The 20,311-nt window shown below is 53.7% G+C and carries 18 protein-coding genes; 5 read left to right on the forward strand and 13 right to left on the reverse strand.

Annotated elements, in window-relative coordinates; all coding sequences use genetic code 11:
- Positions 1-276: 276 nt before the first annotated feature.
- Positions 277-1,116: a YutD-like domain-containing protein gene (locus F556_RS36305; protein ID WP_020617736.1), complete on the reverse strand. Its 840-nt coding sequence runs from the start codon at positions 1,114-1,116 to the stop codon at positions 277-279.
- Positions 1,117-1,248: 132 nt separating this feature from the next.
- Complete coding sequence (gene lipA, locus F556_RS0114710; RefSeq protein WP_342663310.1) at positions 1,249-2,178, reverse strand: lipoyl synthase; 930 nt, start codon at positions 2,176-2,178, stop codon at positions 1,249-1,251.
- 189 nt (positions 2,179-2,367) lie between these two features.
- On the opposite strand from lipA, the gene F556_RS0114715 reads away from it, so the two are divergent.
- Positions 2,368-3,402: a M23 family metallopeptidase gene (locus tag F556_RS0114715; protein WP_051108722.1), complete on the forward strand. Its 1,035-nt coding sequence runs from the start codon at positions 2,368-2,370 to the stop codon at positions 3,400-3,402.
- Positions 3,403-3,433: 31 nt separating this feature from the next.
- Here F556_RS0114715 and yunB read toward each other — a convergent pair whose 3' ends face one another.
- A complete protein-coding gene (gene yunB, locus F556_RS0114720; protein ID WP_020617739.1) occupies positions 3,434-4,276 on the reverse strand; it encodes a sporulation protein YunB in 843 nt (280 codons plus the stop codon).
- Between the two features lie 337 nt (positions 4,277-4,613).
- Here yunB and F556_RS0114725 point away from each other — a divergent pair, with 337 nt between their 5' ends.
- The 3 genes from F556_RS0114725 to F556_RS0114735 are packed head-to-tail and all read left to right on the forward strand — an operon-like array spanning position 4,614 to position 7,623.
- A complete protein-coding gene (locus F556_RS0114725; RefSeq protein ID WP_020617740.1) occupies positions 4,614-5,387 on the forward strand; it encodes an SDR family NAD(P)-dependent oxidoreductase in 774 nt (257 codons plus the stop codon).
- A gap of 34 nt (positions 5,388-5,421) precedes the next feature.
- Positions 5,422-6,192, forward strand: coding sequence for an SDR family NAD(P)-dependent oxidoreductase (locus F556_RS0114730; RefSeq protein ID WP_020617741.1), 771 nt, complete (start codon positions 5,422-5,424; stop codon positions 6,190-6,192).
- A gap of 39 nt (positions 6,193-6,231) precedes the next feature.
- On the forward strand, positions 6,232-7,623 hold the full coding sequence (locus F556_RS0114735) for a mandelate racemase/muconate lactonizing enzyme family protein (protein WP_020617742.1): 1,392 nt from the start codon (positions 6,232-6,234) through the stop codon (positions 7,621-7,623).
- Positions 7,624-7,703: 80 nt separating this feature from the next.
- Here F556_RS0114735 and F556_RS0114740 read toward each other — a convergent pair whose 3' ends face one another.
- From F556_RS0114740 to F556_RS34090, 5 genes are all read right to left on the reverse strand, one after another.
- Positions 7,704-8,273 carry a YdeI/OmpD-associated family protein gene (locus F556_RS0114740; RefSeq protein WP_020617743.1) on the reverse strand — a complete coding sequence of 190 codons (570 nt, stop codon included), beginning with the start codon at positions 8,271-8,273 and terminating at the stop codon, positions 7,704-7,706.
- A 108-nt stretch (positions 8,274-8,381) separates the two neighbouring features.
- Positions 8,382-9,344, reverse strand: coding sequence for a mannonate dehydratase (locus F556_RS0114745; protein WP_020617744.1), 963 nt, complete (start codon positions 9,342-9,344; stop codon positions 8,382-8,384).
- A gap of 89 nt (positions 9,345-9,433) precedes the next feature.
- Positions 9,434-10,765 carry an ABC transporter substrate-binding protein gene (locus tag F556_RS0114750; protein WP_020617745.1) on the reverse strand — a complete coding sequence of 444 codons (1,332 nt, stop codon included), beginning with the start codon at positions 10,763-10,765 and terminating at the stop codon, positions 9,434-9,436.
- A 36-nt stretch (positions 10,766-10,801) separates the two neighbouring features.
- Positions 10,802-11,632 carry a carbohydrate ABC transporter permease gene (locus F556_RS0114755; protein ID WP_020617746.1) on the reverse strand — a complete coding sequence of 277 codons (831 nt, stop codon included), beginning with the start codon at positions 11,630-11,632 and terminating at the stop codon, positions 10,802-10,804.
- Positions 11,629-12,528, reverse strand: coding sequence for a carbohydrate ABC transporter permease (locus tag F556_RS34090; RefSeq protein ID WP_020617747.1), 900 nt, complete (start codon positions 12,526-12,528; stop codon positions 11,629-11,631). Before F556_RS34090 ends, F556_RS0114755 begins: the two co-directional genes overlap by 4 nt.
- Positions 12,529-12,821: 293 nt before the next feature.
- On the opposite strand from F556_RS34090, the gene F556_RS0114765 reads away from it, so the two are divergent.
- Complete coding sequence (locus tag F556_RS0114765; RefSeq protein ID WP_020617748.1) at positions 12,822-13,721, forward strand: RraA family protein; 900 nt, start codon at positions 12,822-12,824, stop codon at positions 13,719-13,721.
- A gap of 372 nt (positions 13,722-14,093) precedes the next feature.
- Here the strand turns inward: F556_RS0114765 and fhuB are convergent, their stop codons facing one another.
- The 5 genes from fhuB to F556_RS34095 form a co-directional block, all read right to left on the reverse strand.
- Positions 14,094-16,190, reverse strand: a complete 2,097-nt coding sequence (fhuB, locus tag F556_RS0114770) for a Fe(3+)-hydroxamate ABC transporter permease FhuB (protein ID WP_020617749.1) — start codon at positions 16,188-16,190, stop codon at positions 14,094-14,096.
- A complete protein-coding gene (locus F556_RS0114775; RefSeq protein WP_026297304.1) occupies positions 16,187-17,236 on the reverse strand; it encodes an ABC transporter substrate-binding protein in 1,050 nt (349 codons plus the stop codon). Before F556_RS0114775 ends, fhuB begins: the two co-directional genes overlap by 4 nt.
- A gap of 274 nt (positions 17,237-17,510) precedes the next feature.
- Positions 17,511-18,638 carry a response regulator transcription factor gene (locus F556_RS0114780; protein ID WP_211222594.1) on the reverse strand — a complete coding sequence of 376 codons (1,128 nt, stop codon included), beginning with the start codon at positions 18,636-18,638 and terminating at the stop codon, positions 17,511-17,513.
- 141 nt (positions 18,639-18,779) lie between these two features.
- Complete coding sequence (locus F556_RS0114785) at positions 18,780-19,439, reverse strand: GntR family transcriptional regulator (RefSeq protein WP_020617752.1); 660 nt, start codon at positions 19,437-19,439, stop codon at positions 18,780-18,782.
- A gap of 155 nt (positions 19,440-19,594) precedes the next feature.
- Entirely contained in the window at positions 19,595-20,245 is a 651-nt protein-coding gene (locus F556_RS34095; RefSeq protein WP_169447591.1) for a 4'-phosphopantetheinyl transferase family protein, read from the reverse strand.
- Between the last annotated feature and the right edge of the window lie 66 nt (positions 20,246-20,311).

A 20,311-nucleotide genomic window follows, 5' to 3' on the forward strand; every position in this document is an offset into this window, starting at 1 on the left:
AACGAAAGAAACTTGCCTTAGAGGCACCAAGCGAGCGTGTCCCGACGCTGCAACGAAAGAAACTTGCCTTAGAAGCACCAAACGAGCGTGTCCCGACGCTGCAACGAAAGAAACTTTCCTTAGAGGCACCAAGCGAGCGTGTCCCGACGCTGTAACGAAAGAAACTTGCCTTAGAGGCACCAAACGAGCGTGTCCCGACGCATCCCGCCTACCAAACGCCCTACCAAAAACAAACGTCCCAGGCTACCCAGCCTGGGACGTTCTCTTTTCTTCAACTTAACTTTGTGGCTCAGTCGGTTTCTTCTCGGCGGCTTGGGGTTCTCGCTTCCTGCCTTCGCTGGACCTTGGGCCCTGTACGGCGTGCTCTTTGGCTCTACCCTCGCCTTGTCGACCCTCGTTACCTCTGTTCTCGGGAACTTTGGTCGCAACCGATTTATTATCCGATGACTTGCCTTCGCCCGAACGGCCTTCGCCGCCTCTGGACTCCTTGGCAACAGCCACTTTCGCTTCCGTTTGACGGCTCTCTGCAGGTTTGCTCTCATGCGAGCGGCCTTCTGCAGATTTTCCTTCATTGGCCCGCCCCTCGGCTGGTTTACCCTCCCCGGTGCGACCCTCTGCCGGCTTGCCTTCCACATGTTTCGGTTTACCACTGGAACGCGAACCCCGATTCCGCGATTTGTGCGGTCGTTGGCGTGGTACCGGAGCACCGTTACTGCTGCCACTGCCCGAAATCGTAGCCATCGCCTCAGGGTCAGACTCGACCGCTTCCACCAATTCCACGGTAGCAGCTGACTCAGAGGACTCTGGTTCGGCGCCGGGCTCTTTCAGATCCGGCTTTTTAGACGTAGCCGTTTTTTGCAGGACGAAATACGGACAGCCAAAATTACAATATTCACTTACGTAATCAGACATGAAGTAGAAACTGCTGTCCTTGGTTGCTTTGGGATGATTGTCGCGGAAAAAACCTTTGAGCCGGAGCTGACCGTAGCCCCAGTCGCCGATAATATAATCATAGCGTTCGAGCACGTCGCTGTAGCGGTCGCGGAAAGCTTCCGCATTCCAGGCAGTCTTGTGCTCATGTACCAGCTCGAACGTACGTCCTCCAATATGAATCAACGCTTATACACTCCTTTAAGAGTTCAAAAAGCCCGCTTTTGATCACGAAGTAACGCAGGGAGCGGATTCGACTGAAAACCGATTTCTTTGAACTCGCACTTTACAAATCCTAACCACAATCGCGTGGCTGGATTATCTGGCTGTGGTTTGCGCCTGCTCCGCCGATTTGACCTGCTCATGCGCATGGTAGGAGCTGCGTACCATCGGTCCGGACTCGACGTGGCTGAAGCCGCGTGCCAGTCCTTCTTCCTTCAGTTTGGCGAACTCGTCCGGGTGCACATAGCGTACAATGGCCATATGATTTGGCGACGGCTGCAGATACTGACCCAGCGTCAGAATATTGCAATCTACCGCTCTCAGGTCGTCCATTGCTTGGAGAATCTCGTCCCATTCCTCGCCGACACCGAGCATGATACTCGATTTAGTAGGAATCTTGGGATTGAGCTCCTTGGCGCGGCGGATCAATTCGAGAGAGCGAGGGTACTTGGCCTTCGCCCGGACACGGTCGGAGAGACGTTCCACCGTCTCAATGTTGTGGTTCAGGATGTCCGGCTTCGCGTCCATGACAACCTTCAGCGCATCCCAATTCCCCATGAAGTCAGGAATCAGAACCTCGATGCTGCATAGCGGCAGCTTGCGGCGAATGGCTTTGATCGTTTCGGCAAAAATCATTGCGCCTCCGTCCGCCAGATCATCCCTGGCTACAGAAGTCACGACGCAGTGCTGCAGACCCATCTGCACCGCAGCGTCAGCTACACGTTCGGGCTCTGCCAGATCCAGCTCGGTCGGCAGTCCGGTGTTGACTGCACAGAAGCGGCAGGCCCGGGTACAAATATCTCCCAGAATCATAAAAGTTGCTGTGCGGTTCGCCCAGCATTCGTAGATGTTCGGACAGCGCGCTTCCTCGCACACGGTATGCAAGGTTTTGGAACGCATCATGTCTTTAATTTCCTTATAATTGCCATCGGTCGTCAGTTTGATCCGAAGCCATTCCGGCTTGGGCAATTTTTCACGTTGTTTCGTACGCATAGGAGCATTACCTGCCTTATTTGTATTCGACAGACGCCGCCTGACGTCCGCTTATAGAGAACTTGAAATCGTCACATCTCAACCATTATAACATGAATCGGATAAAAACCAATGATATGCAAATGATAACGTACAGGAAAAGTCACGGACAAAGTCGTGACGTAACGATTGATTTGAAACAGGAGGTGCTTGTCCGTGCGGCAAGGCAGAACATCCGCGCGCATGCTAACCGTGGCGTTGCTCGCCGCCGTCATGATGACGGCTGTTCCGGCAGCGGGAAATGCGCAAAAAACAGAAGCGTCAGCGGAAGTTAATACGAAGACAGCCGCAACCGATCGTGCGCAGCAGCTTGCCCAGCGCAGGGAGCTGTTCGAGAGGATGAGCGCGGTGACGACGATACCCTGGCATGATTTTGCAGCTATTGATCAATATGAGCGTTCTCTGAACCAGGCGCTGCCCAAGCTGCGGACAGCGAGCGGCACCTTGCTGGGGATCTATATCCCGCCCGAGTTATGGAGCGGTACACTCAATCCTGACCAGGAAGATACCTCATTAACGGGGATCGCCATGTTCGGAGGAATCGGCCGCGATGGCAATGGTGACGGGAAGGCGGATCGGACCGACGATGACGATCTCCTGTACACGATTGCGCGTCATGTCCTGCAATCCGGCACCAATGACGAAGACTTCGGCATCGGATTGTGGGAGTATTATCACAATACCCGTGCTGTGCAGCGGATCACCCAGTTTTCCAAAATCTACGAAACCTTCGGTCACCTGGATCTTTTCGAGCATGCGTTTCCCGTCCCTGTAGGCACGCGGTATTCCTATCGCAGCACATGGGGAACCGGTCGCAGCTGGGGGGGATATCGTATCCATGAGGGCACCGACATTTTTGCAGATTATGGTCTGCCAGTCCGCAGTACCTGCTATGGCATCGTGGAGATCAAAGGCTGGAACCCTTATGGCGGCTGGCGCATCGGTATCCGCGATTTGGACAATGTGTATCATTATTACGCCCACCTGTCCGGCTATGACAAGACCGTTGGTGTCGGCGATGTCGTCAAGCCTGGCCAGGTCTTGGGTTGGGTCGGCAGCTCTGGCTACGGGAAACCCGGAACGCAGGGCAAATTCCCGCCACATCTGCACTATGGTGTGTACCGGGACCGCGGACTGGTCGAGTGGGCTTTCGATCCCTACCCGTCCCTGCGGGCATGGGAGCAGAGCGACCGCAAGAAAAAGAAGGGCAGCGGCTAAGATTAGCGCTGTCCTTCTTTGCTGCCCCTACTTAAGGCTGAACCACGCTGCCTTCGATAATGCCGCTGCGACGCTCCTCCAGCCGCTCCATCGGAATCGCGATATTAGGTGCGCCGGCTGTGTTGTTGCCGACAGGATTGCCTTTGTTGTCGTAATAATACATCGGCACATCGCCGACAACGAGCAGGTACGAGATGGGAATCTCCGACTCCACGATCTGGGGTTTGGTATCAAACGGAATAATAATTGCCACTTCGGTCGTAACCCGGATGTAAACCTCGACCAGAATATTATTAATCCCCACGTCCTCCTGGCGTGTATGCAGATCTGCCTTGACCGCACCAATCGGCTCGAACCGCACAGGCACTCGCGGCCCAAACGACGAGAGAATGGCGCTTCCCAGCGCTCTTCCCACAGGAATGCGCTCGGGGACATTCTTCACCTCCTGTAGTGTGGACTGTACTGTATTAATGGTCTCGGAGGTGATTCGCATATGCTCGGCATAATTGATCATGAATCCCGATACCTTACCGTTTTCACTCATCTTCCAATCGATCAGTTCGTCCAGGTCAGAACGTCCGGCTACCTGTTCACTGATCGCCTTGTTGATTGCTTGTGTCGCCACCTGTTTCACGCGCAGCTCTGCAATATTCATCAGCGGCGGCCGCAGGTTGCGCTCCATAAAGATGAAGAACTGAAAGGAGAGCACCACCACTACGATTAGGACTAGCCACCACAGCCTGCGCCGCTTGCGCTTGGGCGGCTTGGTTCCTGAGGATTTGAATCGTATGGGCTTTGATCTCCCCTGCGTTCCTCCGAATCCACCGCCACCGCCGAATCCGATCTGCCACCGCCGTCTGCCCCATTTAGCCATCCGCATCCCCTCCCTGCTGCAGCGCATAATGATCGGCACTCCCGTCCCGCTTGGTATCAGCTTATGCTTGGCATACGATAAAAAGAAGGCCAACCCTGCCAGTCAGTCCGACCTTCGCGCCGAAATAAGGGGTGTCAGTTTCACTAGAGCGGGAACAAGTTCCATAATCGCAAAATAACGCGCTTCAGTTTCCTTAGCCTCCGCACGCTCCCTGCACTGCCACTGCACACCATCCACAACTCACAAAAAAATTCCAACCAAATCATAAATTTGCGGCATCGCTGCATTGGCGTGTTCGGCCTACAATAAAGTAGAAGCAAGAGAAATGAGGTGAAGCATGAACCTGCTTAATCAAACGGTCTTCATCACGGACGCCGATCACCCTAGCGGTCGGGCGCTGATTGCCCGTTTTGCCCGTGAAGGTGTCCCGCTCGCGCTGAACAGCCCCTCCGGCGGTAATGCAATCCGCGAGGAGCTGGCAGCTCTTACGGAAGCTAAGGTCAAGCTGCTCCAATTAGACCTTCGCAGCCGAGCCGCCATCGTAGACGCTTTGGAGGCAGTTGAGGAAGAGCTCGGACCAGTTGGGCTGCTAATTCACAACCAGCATCGCTATGAGGTGACCAATCTGGAACATTGCAGCGAATCCCTCTTTGTGGATGTGATGGACACCAACGCCAAAAGCGCCTTCCTATGCACTCAGATCATCGGCGGACGTATGGCGGAACGAGGCTTCGGATCGATCCTCTATGTGACATCCATTCATGCCGAGAAACCTGCAGCCGCATCTTTTATTTACAGCGCATCCCAGGGGGCTATACAAATGTTGGCGGCAGAAGCCGCACTAGAATTAGGACGACGCGGCGTCCGAGTTAATACGGTCGAGATTGCACCGGTCTCCGGCGAGGAAGATCATCTGACCAGTCCGCTATCTACGTTGTACGACAACTATGCGCGCAAAGCTCCTCTGCAGACCGTCAAGGCCCGTGACCTTGCCGAGCTGGCACTGTTTCTCTCCGGCGATGAAGCCGGCGCGCTGCATGGTGCAACGATCCGCCTGGATGGTGGCTTCTTGCTGCACTACATGGATCACAAGATGAAAAAAAGCACTTGATGCCATGACCCGTACATCACTCAGGAGGTGAAGCATGGACGTAACCGGCAAAACCGCCCTGGTTACCGGCGCCGGCACCGGCATTGGACAGGGTGTGGCGATCGAGCTCGCACGCCGTGGAGCCAAGGTCGCCGTGCATTACAACAGCAGCCGCGAAGGCGCTGAGAACACGCGCCGCCAGATTGAAGCACTCGGCGGAGAAGCGCATATCGTTCAGGGCAATATCGCTAACCAAGAAGAGGTACAGCGCTTCGTCAGCGAGACCGCAGATGCGCTCGGCGGGCTCGATATTCTCGTTAACAATGCAGCTTTGCAACTGAATCTGAGTCTGCTGCAGCACGATGAGACCAGCTTTGACAAAATCATGCACACCAACCTTAAAGGGTACTGGCTCTGCATGCAAGCAGCGCTTCCCCATTTGAAGAAGCGTTCCGCAGGACGTGTCATCAATATCTCGTCCGTCCATGCCAAACGCCCGACCGACTTTGATCCCGTCTACTCGATGAGTAAAGGCGGCATCCGCATGTTGACCCGGGAAGCAGCCATAGAGCTGGGACAGCATGGTATCACCGTAAACGCCATTGAACCTGGAGCTGTCGATGTCGGCAAGCAGCAAGTCCGTCCCGAGCTGCCGCCTGCTGGCGGCGAACCGATGGAGCGCAGCGATTTCAGGATGCACTTTCCGCTCGGCCGTGCTGGCAAGCCGCAGGACGTTGGCCATCTCGTCTGCTTTATCGCTTCTGATGCAAGCGCCTTCTTATCCGGCGCTGCCATCCGCTTAGACGGAGCTAGCATGCTGCTCTGACCGAAGCTATCATACTTTACCGTAAAGGGAGAGATCCGTTTGACTGAGAAAACAGCGACTTATGAAGAAACGTTGGCTCATGTAAACACGGCAAGTCGTCCTTCCGAATTGCGCATCACCGATATTCGTTTTACCGATATTGTCGGTGGTCCTTTTCACAGCAGTCTTATCAAGGTATATACGAACCAGGGGTTAACCGGCTTTGGCGAAGTACGCGACGGGGCAGACAAAATTTATGCGTTGATGCTTAAAAGCCGTTTGCTCGGCGAGAATCCCTGTCATGTCGACAAGCTGTTCCGCCGTATCAAGCAATTCGGCGGCCATGCCCGGCAGGGCGGAGGCGTAAGCGGGTTGGAGATCGCACTGTGGGATCTGGCGGGCAAAGCGTATGGTGTGCCAATCTATCAGATGCTGGGCGGCAAATTCCGGGATAAGGTGCGGATGTACTGCGACACCGAGGTTACTGGACGCAATACAGGTACTGCGATGGGTGAAGCACTGAAGAAACGTATGGAGATCGGATTCAGTTTTCTGAAGATGGATCTCGGGATCGGCCAGCTCATCCATGAGCCTGGTGCGCTCAGTGCACCCATCGGCTTCCTGGAAGAGATGCGGGATAAATCACGCAACCGCTACAATCAGAATTTCAACGAAATGACCGACGAACAGATTCGTGAGATTACGAACCGTCATTATGACATCTACAATATTCCACACCCGTTCACCGGCATCCATGTGACCGAGCATGGGCTTGATATTCTGGAGCAGTATGTTGCCGACGTGCGGGCGGTCATTGGCTACCAGGTGCCGCTAGCGATTGATCACTTCGGCCACATTGGCGTGGAGGATTGCATCAAGCTTGGGCGGCGTGTCGACAAGTTCAATCTGGCCTGGATGGAAGACATGATTCCTTGGCAATACACCGACCAGTATGCGCGACTGGCCAAGTCAGTTACCACGCCGATCTGTACAGGTGAAGATATCTACCTCAAAGAGAACTTCCGGCCACTGCTGGAAGCAGGCGGGGTGTCGATTATCCATCCCGACGTTCTTACATCGGGCGGTATTCTGGAGACCAAGAAGATCGGCGATATGGCTCAGGACTACGGCGTGGGCATGGCGATTCATATGGCCGAAAGTCCGATTGCCTGTCTGGCCGCTGCTCACGTCGCTGCCGCGACGGAGAACTTCATGGCGCTGGAGTATCACTCCTGCGAGGTCGACTGGTGGGATGACATTATCGTCGCGCCAAGCTACAAGGGCAAGCTGGTTCAACAGGGCTTCATGACGCTGACGGACGCACCGGGTCTCGGCATTGATGACCTCAACGATGAAGTGCTGGAGGCCCACCTGCATCCCGACATCCCTGGGGTCTGGGAAGCAACGGATCAATGGAACAAGCTGACCGCCAACGACCGTTTGTGGAGCTAATCATACACAATAAAAGGCATGACGCTGCAAGCTGCGGCGTCATGCCTTCTTGTTTGAATAGGGAGCCCGCCCCTGCCGGGTCAGCCACCAAAAAGCCGACCATCATCATGCCACTGACCATACATTTTATTGTTCCTGGTATTCTCGATCAGCTTGTCCAACCGCTTCCGAAACAACTCGGGCTCGGCCTTGACGCTCTGGATCGTATCGATTCGCACGGTTCGATACACCACCGGAAAAGCCATGAAATTTGCATACACCTGCTCTTCCTCTTTTAATCGTTGCTCAATCACTGGATCAATCTTAAATGCAGTGCGGTCCATGTCGGGTAGCACCTTGCGGCCTTCATCGGTCATAAGACCAAGCCGTTCCAGACGGCGCACCCGTTCTTTGTTCAGTTCGGTCCAAGAGCTTCTCTTGCTTCGGGGTGAGAGCCGCTGGGCGACCTCCGTAGGCGAGATTTTCTTTTTCGTGCTGTCGATCCAACCGAAGCACAACGCTTCCTCGACTGCATCCAGATATAACACTTTGCCGGGCACCGGCGTCATGCTGACGATAACCCAGCAGTGGGCTGCCATCCGGCTGTTGGCCTCCAGCCAAGCTCTGAGCTCTCCCCGCGATGCGACCTTAAGTACATTGGTCATTTCCATATCTGATTGCCTCCCTCCAACCTAAAACAATTGCTTCTATCATATCAAAAACAGCCAGTATCCGTATTCGGAACTGGCTGTTTTTTCTTGAAGCTGGTCATTCTCCTGTTAACCTGCCTTCGCTGCCTCCATCAACCCCAGAATATAACCGACCCCGAACAAACGGCCGAGCAGCTCATATCCAGGATTCGCGTTGTCTTCGCCTTCCATGGTCGGTACATGGTCTGGCCGGGCGGGACCATCGTAGCCTACCGCGTAATAGGTTTTCATCGCTTCGAGCATGTCGGTTTTGCCGTCGTCATGAAACGTTTCCTCGAATTTGTCAGGCGTCCCCCGGACATCCCGGAAGTGGACGAAGAACATTTTGTCCTGCTCGGCAAAGGCCCGGATCGTCGCGGGAATATCCTCGCCAGCCGTAGCTAGCGTTCCCTGACACATCGTGATACCGCTGTTGGGACTCGGTACCAGATCAATGGCCCGCTGCAGCGCTGCCTTATTTCGGAGTATCCGCGAGATCCCGCGGATCGGTGTAATCGGCGGATCGTCCGGGTGCAGCGCCAGACGCACCCCCGCTTGCTCCGCTACCGGCACGATCTGCTCTAGGAAATAATGCAGGTTCTCCCATAGCTGCGCCTCTGACACCTCGCCTGCTTCGGTTAACGGCGCACCCTGCATCAGACTGTGATCGTAGCTGGAGACCAGAGCTCCGCCCCGGCTGCGGGTCGTCGTGGACGTGCGGAACCAATTGAATTGCGCCATGAAGTTATAGCATAGGACGGGGATGCCTGCTGCACCCATGTTCGTTATAAAACGTTGGAATACCTCAATCTCGGCATCACGGCCCTCGGTGCCCAGCTTGATATGGTTGCTGGGGGGCATCGATTCAATGACGGTCAGGTTCAGCCCATGGTCGGCAAACCTTTGCTTCATCCGGATGAGGGGCATCAGCTCCCACGATTTCTCCATCTTTTCTTCCCAAGGCAGACCGCTCACCGCATGGTTCACATTCATCTGCTTCGCCAGCTGCCACAGCCGGGTCGGCTGCGACGGAAAAAATTCAGCTAATTGCATCGGTTTCTCCTTTCGGAATACGGGAATTTCGCCGCAGAGAGACCCGCCCGAGCCGGGCGAGTCCTCCAGGTGTTCAGATGGTTGTTTAATTAACCTGCTCTTGATGCGATTTCCATACCTGCCTTGTTCAGTTTCTCGTAAGCCTGTTCAATGGTTTGTTGACCGAAGCTGACGGCCTCCATTTCTTTCACATAATTGTCGGCCCATTCGGAGTAACCTGCGGCTACAGGGAAGAATGGCATTGCTTTCTCCAGAGCCAGGTCATAGAGCTCCTTACCAATAATATCTTTTGCCTCCAGGGTTGGCTCCAACTCCGCGTAGTTTTCAGCGGAAATTGGAATGCCTCTCGTCAGACCAAGCGCTTTGCCTGCTTCTTTATCGGTGATAAACCATTTGACGAACGTTTTGGCTTCGTCCATGTTTGGAGTGGCCGCATTAACAGCAAGGAAGATCGTCGACTGAGCCCAACCACCACCAGCTGGTCCGGTCGGCAAGGTCGTAACTCCGATTTTTCCTGGCATCAGCTGTTCCAGGGCACTTACCGATCCGGTTGTCGCACCGCGAGTCATGACGACGCCGGATGCCATCGGATCCGCTTGGGGATCATTTTCCTGGAATGCTGCACTGCGGTCTGCTGGCGGCACAATCCCCTGCTCCCTGAACTCTGCATAAGTCGAGTAGAACTCTATGAACATATCTTTGTCGAGATTAAACGTTCTGCCATTGTCAGCCATGATGGGTTCTCCGCCCATGCCGACCTGGTAGTTGTTGTAATCCGCCCAAGCTCCACTGTCGCCGATTGGATATTTGCCGTCCGGCAGCTTGGCTTTCGCGTCTCTTGCCCATTGGAAATACTCCTCATACGTCCAGCCCGGTTGCGGCAACGGAATACCGTTAGCTTCCAGCTCTTCTTTGTTGAAGGCCATGCCTTGGGCATTCTGGCTGAGTGGAATGACGTACAGCTTGCCGTCAATCTTCAGGTTCTCGATGACGGTATCATCGACGATGCCGGACAGATCAATATCGGTCAGGTCTGCCAGCTGCCCGCGGGTCACATACTCTTGCAGGTAGGCAGCATCCATCTGCAGCACATCCGGAATGGTCCGGGAAGCGGCAAGTGTAGGCAGCTTCTGCCAATAGGCATCCCAGGACATGGCTTCTGTCTTGAAGGTCACATTCGGGTTCTGCGATGTGTAAATGTTCAGGGCATTATTCGTTGCTTCATGTCGTGCATCTGTTCCCCACCACATGATACCAAGCTCGGTTGCTCCCCCTGAGGTACCACCATTATCGTTAGGTGTTGAAGGCGTTGTACTTCCACCATTGTTCGGCGGATTATTGTTACCTCCGGAACAGGCAGTCAACAGGAGAAGCAAGGCCAGGGTGAGCAGCGACCAGCTTTTTGCATAACGTTTCTTCATACGTTTTATCCCCTCTCTGATGGTATGGCGGTAATGCTATCCTTTTAGCCCTGTTGTAGCGATTCCCTCTACAAAGTACTTCTGTGCAAACATGAAGATCAGGGCGGAAGGCATAACGGACAGCAAGGACATCGCTAGCAATTGTCCCCACTGGACATCGAACTGGTCAATAAACATGCGCAAGCCCAGTCCGACGGTGAACTTACTTACAGAACTCAAGTACAGCAACTGGCCGAAGAAATCATCCCAGCTCCAGATGAAGGTGAAGATTCCGACCGTCACCAGAGCCGGCTTGATCAGCGGCAGGATGATGCGGAAGAAGATTCCGTAAACCGACGCGCCATCGATTTTGGCTGCTTCATCCAGATCCCGTGGTAATCCCCGGATGAACTGAACCAGAAGGAAGATGAAGAAGGCCCCTCCGCCAAAAAAGTGAGGCAACACCAGCGGTACGTAACTGTCGGTGAAACCGAAATTATTAAACAAGATGTATTGCGGGACAATGGTGACCTGAGTAGGGAGCATCATTGTCAGCAGCAATATCGCAAACCACATGCCACGGAGCTTGAAATTCAGTCTTCCGAACCCATAAGCAACGAGAGCTGCGGTAATAACGCCACCAACGACATTGCCCAGCTCCATCAGCAGGGTATTGGCAAAAAATCGGCCAAAGCTGTGCTGATTGGAATAGTTCCAGCCGTTGGAATAGTTCTCCCACATCGGATCAGAAGGCCAGATCGTCGGTAAACTAAGCTCGGCAGCCGGCTTCAGGGAAGCCCCGACCCACCAGATGACCGGGTAAATCATAAGGAGCGAAAACGCTATCAACAGAATATGAGGGAGAACTTTCGAACGAAAGGTTTTCATTTGGTTTTCCCCCCATCCGATTCGTAGAATACCCAGTAGCGTGAAGCTACGAAATTGATGAGCGTCAAGAGTGCAACGATGACCAACAGAATCCAGGCAAGTGCGGAAGCATAGCCCATCTGATAGTGCTTAAATGCCTTTTCATACAGGAACAGTGCATACATATACGTGGAATTAACAGGCCCGCCGTTGGTGATGATAAAAGCAGCCGTAAACATTTGGAACGAACCAATGATGCCAAGCACCAGATTGAAAAACATAACCGGCGAGAGCATCGGCAGCGTGATGCTGAAGAATTTGCGGATGCGTCCTGCACCATCCACCGAAGCTGATTCATAGAGCTCGCCAGGAATCTGCTTCAGGCCGGCCAGGAAGATGACCATTGTCGATCCAAACTGCCACGTATTCAGCAAAATCAAGGTACCAAGTGCGGTATCCGGATTCGATATCCAGGCGGTTCCCTCAATACCTATCCAAGAGAGAACATGATTGATATAGCCATCGGCTCCGAACATGTTGCGCCACAGGGCCGCTACGGCAATACTGCCACCAATTAATGAAGGAAAATAAATGGCGGTGCGGTACACGTTCATGCCCCGTAAGCTTTTGACCAGCGCCATGGCGACCATGAGCGAGAAGAACAGCTTCAGCGGGACGGACACTAATACAAACAAGAAAGTAACGGTAAGTGATTTGGTAAACGTAGAATCGTCGGTCAGGATCTTGACATAATTGTCTGTTCCTAACCATGTCGGGGCGCCGACGTCCAGCATGGAGTAATTAGTGAAGGATAAATACAAGGATTGGGTGATAGGCCAGAGCGTAAGCAATAGGAACCCGATCAGCCATGGAGAAATGAATATATAGCCGGCAAGGTTGTTTTCTTTCTTAAACATGGACCTCCTCCTCTTGCGACTGTCTTGTAATGAGGCTGTTCCTATAATGTATACGAAAGCGGTTACATGTGAAAGGTGAAGAATTTACGAATATGTCGGTTTTCTTTCATGAACGAAATTTGGCATAGGGGAAAAATTTACACTGGGACGCCGTCAAACAACACAAGAAAGTCACATCGACAACCGTGGCATTGTGCAGCACAATAAGACTATGACTTCCTAAATGAATTACAGGACTGCGGCTGATGCCGCGTCCAGGCTCAACCACTCTAAGGGGAAGAAGGTGCTTCATATTGAAATTCGATCATCGGGATGACATTATTCAGCTGACGCCGCTCTGGGAGGGAGAACGCTTTGACAATGGAAGGCCGCGGGTATCGGAGGATATTCTGAACCGGATGCGCCGCATTACGCTTGAGGAAGCTTGGGGTCCCCTCTGGAACAGAGGATATACATTTCAATTTGAAGGCGATTTCAAAATCATCCATCCTAATAAAACAATGGTAGGCCGGGCGGTGACGGCGGTTATGGTACCCAAGCGTCCCGATCTGCATGAAACGCTGATGAACTATGGGCATGAGCAAGAAGGCAGACGCGGCTTCTTCAATCAGTGGGTAATCGACACGCTGACAGAGGATGATGTGGTCGTCGTGGATATGTTCGACAAGGTTCATCTTGGTACTTATGTCGGGGGCAACCTGTCGACCGCGATTTCCACGCGAACCAAGCGTGGCGGTGCTGTCGTCTGGGGTGGCATTCGCGACAATCAACAGATCGTTGAGATTGATAATATTAATGTCTATTATCGGGGCAGCGACCCGACCGCTATCGGCGATGTGACGATGGTCAGCATGAACGGACCGACACGGATTGGCAAGGCCATCTGTATGCCTGGTGACGTCGTGCTCGGCACCCCATCTGGCGTCATCTTCATCCCTCCACATCTCGCGGAGCTGACCGTGGTACAGGCAGAGAAATCCCAGGTGCGGGATATCTTCGGCTTCGTCCGGCTCAAGGAAGGGGTTTACTCCACCGCCCAGATTGACGCCGCTTGGGACAAGGACCTGTGGCAGGATTTCAAAGGCTGGTTCGACAACGATGAAGCGGCAGAGTCATACCGTCATCTGACCTGGGAGAAGGAGCTGGAAGAGGCTAAGGAGCGTAGTGGTCCTGGCGGGGACGTACGGTTGTAAGAAATGAATGAACCACGAATTAATAATAATAATAATAATAATAAGCAAAAGCCAGCGACTCCACAGTCGCTGGCTTTTGCTTTAGTTGTGGTGGAGTTGTGGTTGAGCTCTACTTAGTGCTCACATCCATTCATAGCACTAAACCAAGTTCTGTTCGTGCATATAAGTAACTTGGAGCATATTTTCCGCTATTTTTAGATTTGTGGCAGACAAACCGATTTTGTGGCGCATATTTTCCGTTATTTGAATGTGAGAAACCGAAAACGCCAAGCTTTTGAGGATATAACGGAATATTTGCTACATGTTATCTAGATATGCATTGATTTTCAACAGATAGCGGAATATTTGCTACATATCTTAGTAGGGATTTCTCTAAGTCTTCTTGATTCGGTTCGTTCTGCTCATCAGATAGAGCAGGTAAGGCGCGCCAAGCAGCGCTGTAACGATGCCAGAGGGCAACTCTTTGGGGACAATCACCATCCGGCCGATCCAATCCGCTCCGGCCAGCAAGATGCCGCCAAGCAGCGCGGCCACGATCATTGATTGCCGGAAACGCGGACCGACCAGCATCCGTGCGGCATGCGGTGCAAGCAGGCCGATAAAACCGACGGAGCCAACATTGGCCGCTGCCACCGAAGCCAGCACAACGGCAACGCCCGCCACAGCCAGCCGAGTATTGCGCACCTGCAGACCAAGACCAGTCGAGCTCTCTTCATTGAAGGTCAACAGCTCTGTCCTGCGGCCGAGCCAGTAGGCAAGCGGGACCAGGATGAGCAGTACAGGCACGATCCGCTCGACCTCGGTCCAGCCGCGATTGTACGTGCTGCCGGCCATCCAGGACAAAGCCGGCGCCACAGCAACCTTCGCGTGGATAATCATCAGATTGATAATGGCCGAGCCCAACGCGGCCACAGCGATCCCGACCAGCGTCAGAATTGTTGGATGCAGTCCTCGCCTCCAGGCGACAGCATAAACCAGCGCCGCTGCTGCTGTGCCGCCAAGTACAGCCCCCAGCGGCACCCAGCCTGCAGCCAGCTGCGGGAAGGCAACCATCACGAGCAACGCGCCAGCCCCTGCCCCGCTGGTGATGCCAATCACCTGAGGATCACCGAGCGGATTGCGTACCGCATGCTGGAGCAGGCAACCGCTGATGGCGAGCGCCATCCCTGACAATCCGGCCGTGAGCAACCGGGGCAGCCGCATATCTACCAGGATCTGCCGATACATCGCTTCGCCACCGCCAGTTAGGGCAGCCACAACCTCCGAGAACGGAATCTTCAAGGTGCCATACATCAGACTGAGCACCCAGACCGTTAGCAGCACTACAGCAAGCAGCGGTGCCAGCACTGCAAATGGAACTCGCACACCGGAGCCGGTCATCACCGTACCACTGGTGCTTCCTCCCGTCATTGTACGAGAGACGCGTAAGGCCAGCCAGATGAGCCATGGCGCACCGATCATAGCGGTGATGGCTCCCACAGGCAGCTCGCCATACATATCGACAAACATCCGACCGAGCGAATCCGCACCGACCAGCAATGCTGCCCCCCAGATCGCAGAGAGCGGGATCAATCCGGCATGCCTGATTACCCCCGAGAGCTTCACCAGGTGAGGAGCGACCAGACCGATGAAACCAATAGGCCCGACAACGCTTACGGTAATACTGGCGAGCACGACCCCGGACCCCATCGCAAGCAGCCGTGCGGTGCCGACACGTTGACCTAGCGAGCGCGCCGATTCTTCATGGAGAGTTAGCATATCCCACTGACGCGATGCCAATAACACGATCAGCAGCATTCCCGCTACCCAGGGCCAGGCAAAGCCAACGCCGCTCCAATCGTTCTGAATTAGCGAGCCAGACCCCCACAGGAAGATCCCCTGCACGGTCTGCTGATTAAGCAGCACCAGCGCACTGGTCACAGAGGATAGCACCAGGGTGACGATCATTCCTGACAAAGCGATTCGCAGCGGCGAAGCTTGCGCTCTGCCTGCCAGCGCGTATACCGCAACAGATGCCAGCGTTCCACCGGCTACCGCGAGCGGCAGGGCATACTGAGCCAGCAATCCGGGATAGAAGATCATCCCGGCTACTACGGCCAGATAAGCGCCTGCGTTCACGCCCAGCGTCGTCTCCGAAGCAAGCGGATTGCGTGTAACGGTCTGCATCAACACGCCTGCTACCGCCAGCGCTGCCCCGGCTAGCAGTCCAATCACTGTGCGCGGCAGGCGAACCCCGCGAATCATGTGATGCTCCGTGATGTCCTGAGGTGAAATGATTGCCTGGATTACAGAGCCAACCGAGATATCAGCGAGCCCTTGCGTCAAGCTGACAAACGACAGAACGAGCAGCACTCCCACTCCCGAGAGCATCATCCACCAGGCCCGCCAGCCGCTGTTGGACGCAGTAGAGGGCGTCCCGTAGGCGCCCTCCGTGATGGATTGTGGTGCTGGTTTGTTGACCGAACTCATTGTGTCAACAGCTCTGCCGTTTTACTGGCCATCGTCTGCGCGCCCAATGGACCGCCGTACGGCCACATGTCGCCGCCCAACGCATACACTCGGTCTTCCTTGACGAAGTTCAGGCCGGTCCAGACCGGGTTATCCTTGAGCTGGTTCTCAATGACGTTGTCGCTCTCCTGAATAATGTGCAGGAAGTTGGCATCCTGAAGAGCTGGCAGTGCCTCTACGTCCGATGTAGTAAAGCCATAAACTTCGAATTGTTCAGGCTGGTGAGCATTCGTCAGTCCAATATGCTCCAGAATCTTCACCGCCAGGGAATTGTCGGTTGAAATGCGGAACGTGACTGCGTTTTGGTTGCTGTATCCCATTGCCAGCGCAAACGGCCGCTCTGTCAAGCCGGCAGCCTCCAGCTTGGCTTTGGCTTCCGCGTAGGTCTGATCGAGATCGCTCAGCACTTGCTCGGCCTCGTCCTGCTTGTCCAGCACATCAGCAATGGTCTTAAACGTACTGATCATTTCATCATACTGATCACCTTGTCCTTCTGCCGGATAAGGATCGAATACCAAGGTCGGAGCGATCTTGCTGAACGCTTCGTAGTGGGCCTCAATATTATTCTTCAGACCAATGATCAGGTCCGGCTGCAGCGAAGTGATGATTTCCAGGTTAGGTTCCTGACGCATGCCGACATCGGTCACTTCTGAACCAATCTCTACGGGAATGTCCACCCAGGTGTTCATGCCCTCGATATCGGCAATCCCTACAGGCTGAATGCCCAGTGCAAGTACATCTTCTGCGTAAAGCCATTCGAGAGCGACGATACGCTGCGGCACGCCAGTGATCTCCGTTTCTCCCAGCACATGCTGGATGGTACGAGTTTGCGATTCCGTATTGGATGGCTCATTGCCAGCTTCTTGTTCTTGTTTTTGTTCATTCTGTCCGCCCGCCGTCGATTCGTTTGGAGTGCCGCCCGAATTCGTTGGCGAGCCTCCCCCGCAGCCAGCTGCTACAAATGCCAAGATAACCAACATCAACAATAAACCCTTCACGTTTCTCAATTCCAACTCTTCCTTTCGTAAGTAGCTGTATCATAAGTAGAATAAGTATGTGGTTGAATAAATGATAGTAATTATCATTTTCAATCCAGAAACAATGATATCGGTTCTCAATTAGATTGTCAACAGTCTAAAAAAGCCAAGTTGTGACGTCTAGCTGCCCCTTACGATCGCCTTCCCCGCTCTGACGCTTGCCACGAAGCATAAAAAAGCCGCTGCCAGAACGGCAGCGGGATCTACGTGGCAGACTATGTCTGAGGCAAGCGGAAAGCGGTCGTCAGTTCGCGACCGCATCCCGGAACTCTGTCGGCGAGACGCCAACTTTTTTCTTGAACACTTGACTGAAGTATCTGGGATCCTGGTATCCGACCTGCTCCGCCACCTCATAGTTCTTGAAGTGCGTGGTACGCAGCAATTCTTTGGCCTTCTCAATACGAATCTGAGTCAAATGCTCGATGAAGGTTTGACCCGTGTTCGTCTTGAACAGCAGGCTCAGATACGTTGGTGTCATATACACCTTGCGAGCTACCTCGCACAGCGTAGCTTTGTCGCATTCCTGCTCCATAAACCGGATGGTCTTCTGAATAATGCGACGATGATTTTCTTTGGCCTCGGATACCGGTGACTTGCGGATCTCCTGATAACATCGCACAAGATAAGCCTCCAGTTCCTCCAACGTTTCCATACCGGGGATAGCCGTTACTTCGGTTTTGGCATGGGATTCTCCATAGCCATGGTCGGCAAGCAGCTTTCTCTCCGTACGGATCAATAGTCTCATAGTCATCTCATAAACCTGCTTGATGTCCGGCAGCCCTTCCTCAAGCAGAGGCTCAAAGAAACGGTGTACCGCTTCTGCCAGCTCATGCTCGCTCTCCGCAGCCTTAATTGCAGCTAGCAGCTCCTTCTCCCCTTGCTCGGGGTAATCAGCCAAGGTGCGGTACGGCTTCTGGTCGCTGGCATACAGCAGACGTTCGCTTCCCCGGTAAAAGCGGCTGTGCAGCGCAGCGTCCGCCTGCACATAAGAACGGTGCACCTCCGCCAGTTGACGGCACGGCTGCCCGATGCCAAAAGCCACATCCAGCTGCCAGCGATCCATCAACGTTCGCTGCAGCGCCGGCAGCAGATGTCTGGCGCTCCAGGAGAACAGGATCGCTGCCCGGCCTTGGTCGTCAATATAGACAATCGCCGTCTCCGGCAGCTGCTGCATCAAAATCTGGCGCAGTTGCTCCGTCTGGGAGTACGGATCCTGTCTCGTGCCAATCGGGTGTAGCAATGCAATTGCAGGATACGTATAGAAAGGATGCAAGCCCAGCTGATCAAACGCCTGCTTCAGCGGTAAGCCGGATTTGCGGCGACCACTAGTCAGCAGCTGCAAGAAACGGTCTCGCATCCATGTCATCATCATATCGTCTTTGAATAAAAGCTCTTCGTTCACCATGCGTATTTCCCCTTTCCGAAGCCCAAAGATGTCGTGCAAGGGTGCATGCGTTCGCTTAAGATAATCTGTTAAGCTAAAGCGGACGTAAAGGAACAATCATTGTAGCAGCTATTCGTCGATACTGATCATTTTGTACGCGTGCATATGCTCGATAAATGCCTGCTCGGCCGCGACGGGGTCCCCCGATCTTAGTGCCTCAAGCAGTTTGTGATGCCATTCGGCCAGCTTTTCCGTGGTGTGATGACGATTGGAAATCGCCATGAAGCGCATGACTTTCGTACGTAAACGTCCCCACAACTCCTGGATCGCCTGATTGCCGCACTTGATATAGAAAAACTCATGAAAATCCATGTCCAGCTCCAGAATGCGAAAAGGTTCGTTTCCCCTGCTCGCCTGGTCCATTTCAAGGATAAGCAGCTCAAGCGTTCGATAATCCTCTGCGGTCAGCAGAGTCATGGACTGGCGGACGGCAAAGACTTCGATAATTTCCCGCAGCACGAAGATATCCTTGATTTCTTTGGCTGTGATAGTGGAGACGACGGACCCTTTGTTCGGAATGCCGACAATCAGCCCTTCCTGCTTAAGCCGCTCCAACGCCTCTCGGACAGGTGCCTGACTGACGCTGAATCGCCTGCCGATTTCAGTGACGATTAGCCGCACACCGGGCGGCAAGTCACCGGTCAGAATTTCCTGCTTCAAGGACCGGTACACGTGCTCGCTGATGGATATAGCCGGTTCGGATAGCTGGCTTCCTCTTATAGCGCCCACATCTCCTCTCGGGATTATCGATTATCGATAATTTGCTGATAAATCTATTATATGACTATTTTGCAAATATGACAACGCTTTCTTTTGGAAAAATGGAAAACGCCCATCCTATAAGGATAGACGTAAATTTGCAGGGATCATTATAGCTCACGCGATTAGTCCTGCAGCAGCTGCTCTAATGTCATCACGGAAACCGGCAGTTTATCAGGAAGGCGTGGAGCGCATATGGCCAATGCGTGTTCTGCATCCAGCTTGCGAAGCATCAAGGCAGCAGGTAACCGGATGCCGTCAACCGACTCCAGCCAGGCTTGGTCATCCCCCACACGTACCGCAAACGAATGAAGCGGCCTTGAGAGGCCTTCGCCCGTTAGCTTGATATAGCTTTCCTTGCCCGTCCAGAGCTCGTAGAAACGCGATAGCCGATCCGATGGATCAGTTGCTTCCCCCAAATATGCCAGCTCCACCTTTGTAAAACAGTTCTCCGCCAGCCCGTCGTCCACTGGCCTAAGCTCCTCCACATCGGCGCCAACCGGCTCATCGCTGCACACGCATACGACATAGCAGCCGGCATGGCTAATATTGTGATGAAATCCGGGATGACTGATCAGCTCGGGTTTGCCTCGCTCGGAATAGCGATAAACCAGACTTCCATCGTTCGCCCTGATCAGCCGCTGTAGCAGCAGCTCCCCGGCAGCCGTCCGAACCGCATCCTTACGGAAACGAAACCGGGCGGCTTTGCTGCGGCGTTCTGGCGATACACGGGCCAGCAGTTTCTCGTATTGCCAATCCTCTGTTTCCGTATTCAAACGTACGGCTAACACTTTCATTTTTTCACCACTTTCAAATCTATGGACAAAAAATTAGACTGTTGA

Source organism: Paenibacillus daejeonensis DSM 15491, assembly GCF_000378385.1.
Classification (GTDB): domain Bacteria; phylum Bacillota; class Bacilli; order Paenibacillales; family Paenibacillaceae; genus Paenibacillus_D; species Paenibacillus_D daejeonensis.

Bases quoted from the DNA above. Each gene is read 5' to 3' on its own strand.
- F556_RS0114715 (WP_051108722.1), top strand. From the start codon at position 2,368: ATGCTAACCGTGGCGTTGCTCGCCGCCGTCATGATGACGGCTGTTCCG.
- yunB (WP_020617739.1), bottom strand. From the start codon at position 4,276: ATGGCTAAATGGGGCAGACGGCGGTGGCAGATCGGATTCGGCGGTGGC.
- F556_RS0114725 (WP_020617740.1), top strand. From the start codon at position 4,614: ATGAACCTGCTTAATCAAACGGTCTTCATCACGGACGCCGATCACCCT.
- F556_RS0114730 (WP_020617741.1), top strand. From the start codon at position 5,422: ATGGACGTAACCGGCAAAACCGCCCTGGTTACCGGCGCCGGCACCGGC.
- F556_RS0114740 (WP_020617743.1), bottom strand. From the start codon at position 8,273: ATGGAAATGACCAATGTACTTAAGGTCGCATCGCGGGGAGAGCTCAGA.
- F556_RS0114745 (WP_020617744.1), bottom strand. From the start codon at position 9,344: ATGCAATTAGCTGAATTTTTTCCGTCGCAGCCGACCCGGCTGTGGCAG.
- F556_RS0114750 (WP_020617745.1), bottom strand. From the start codon at position 10,765: ATGAAGAAACGTTATGCAAAAAGCTGGTCGCTGCTCACCCTGGCCTTG.
- F556_RS0114755 (WP_020617746.1), bottom strand. From the start codon at position 11,632: ATGAAAACCTTTCGTTCGAAAGTTCTCCCTCATATTCTGTTGATAGCG.
- F556_RS34090 (WP_020617747.1), bottom strand. From the start codon at position 12,528: ATGTTTAAGAAAGAAAACAACCTTGCCGGCTATATATTCATTTCTCCA.
- fhuB (WP_020617749.1), bottom strand. From the start codon at position 16,190: ATGAGTTCGGTCAACAAACCAGCACCACAATCCATCACGGAGGGCGCC.
- F556_RS0114780 (WP_211222594.1), bottom strand. From the start codon at position 18,638: ATGATGATGACATGGATGCGAGACCGTTTCTTGCAGCTGCTGACTAGT.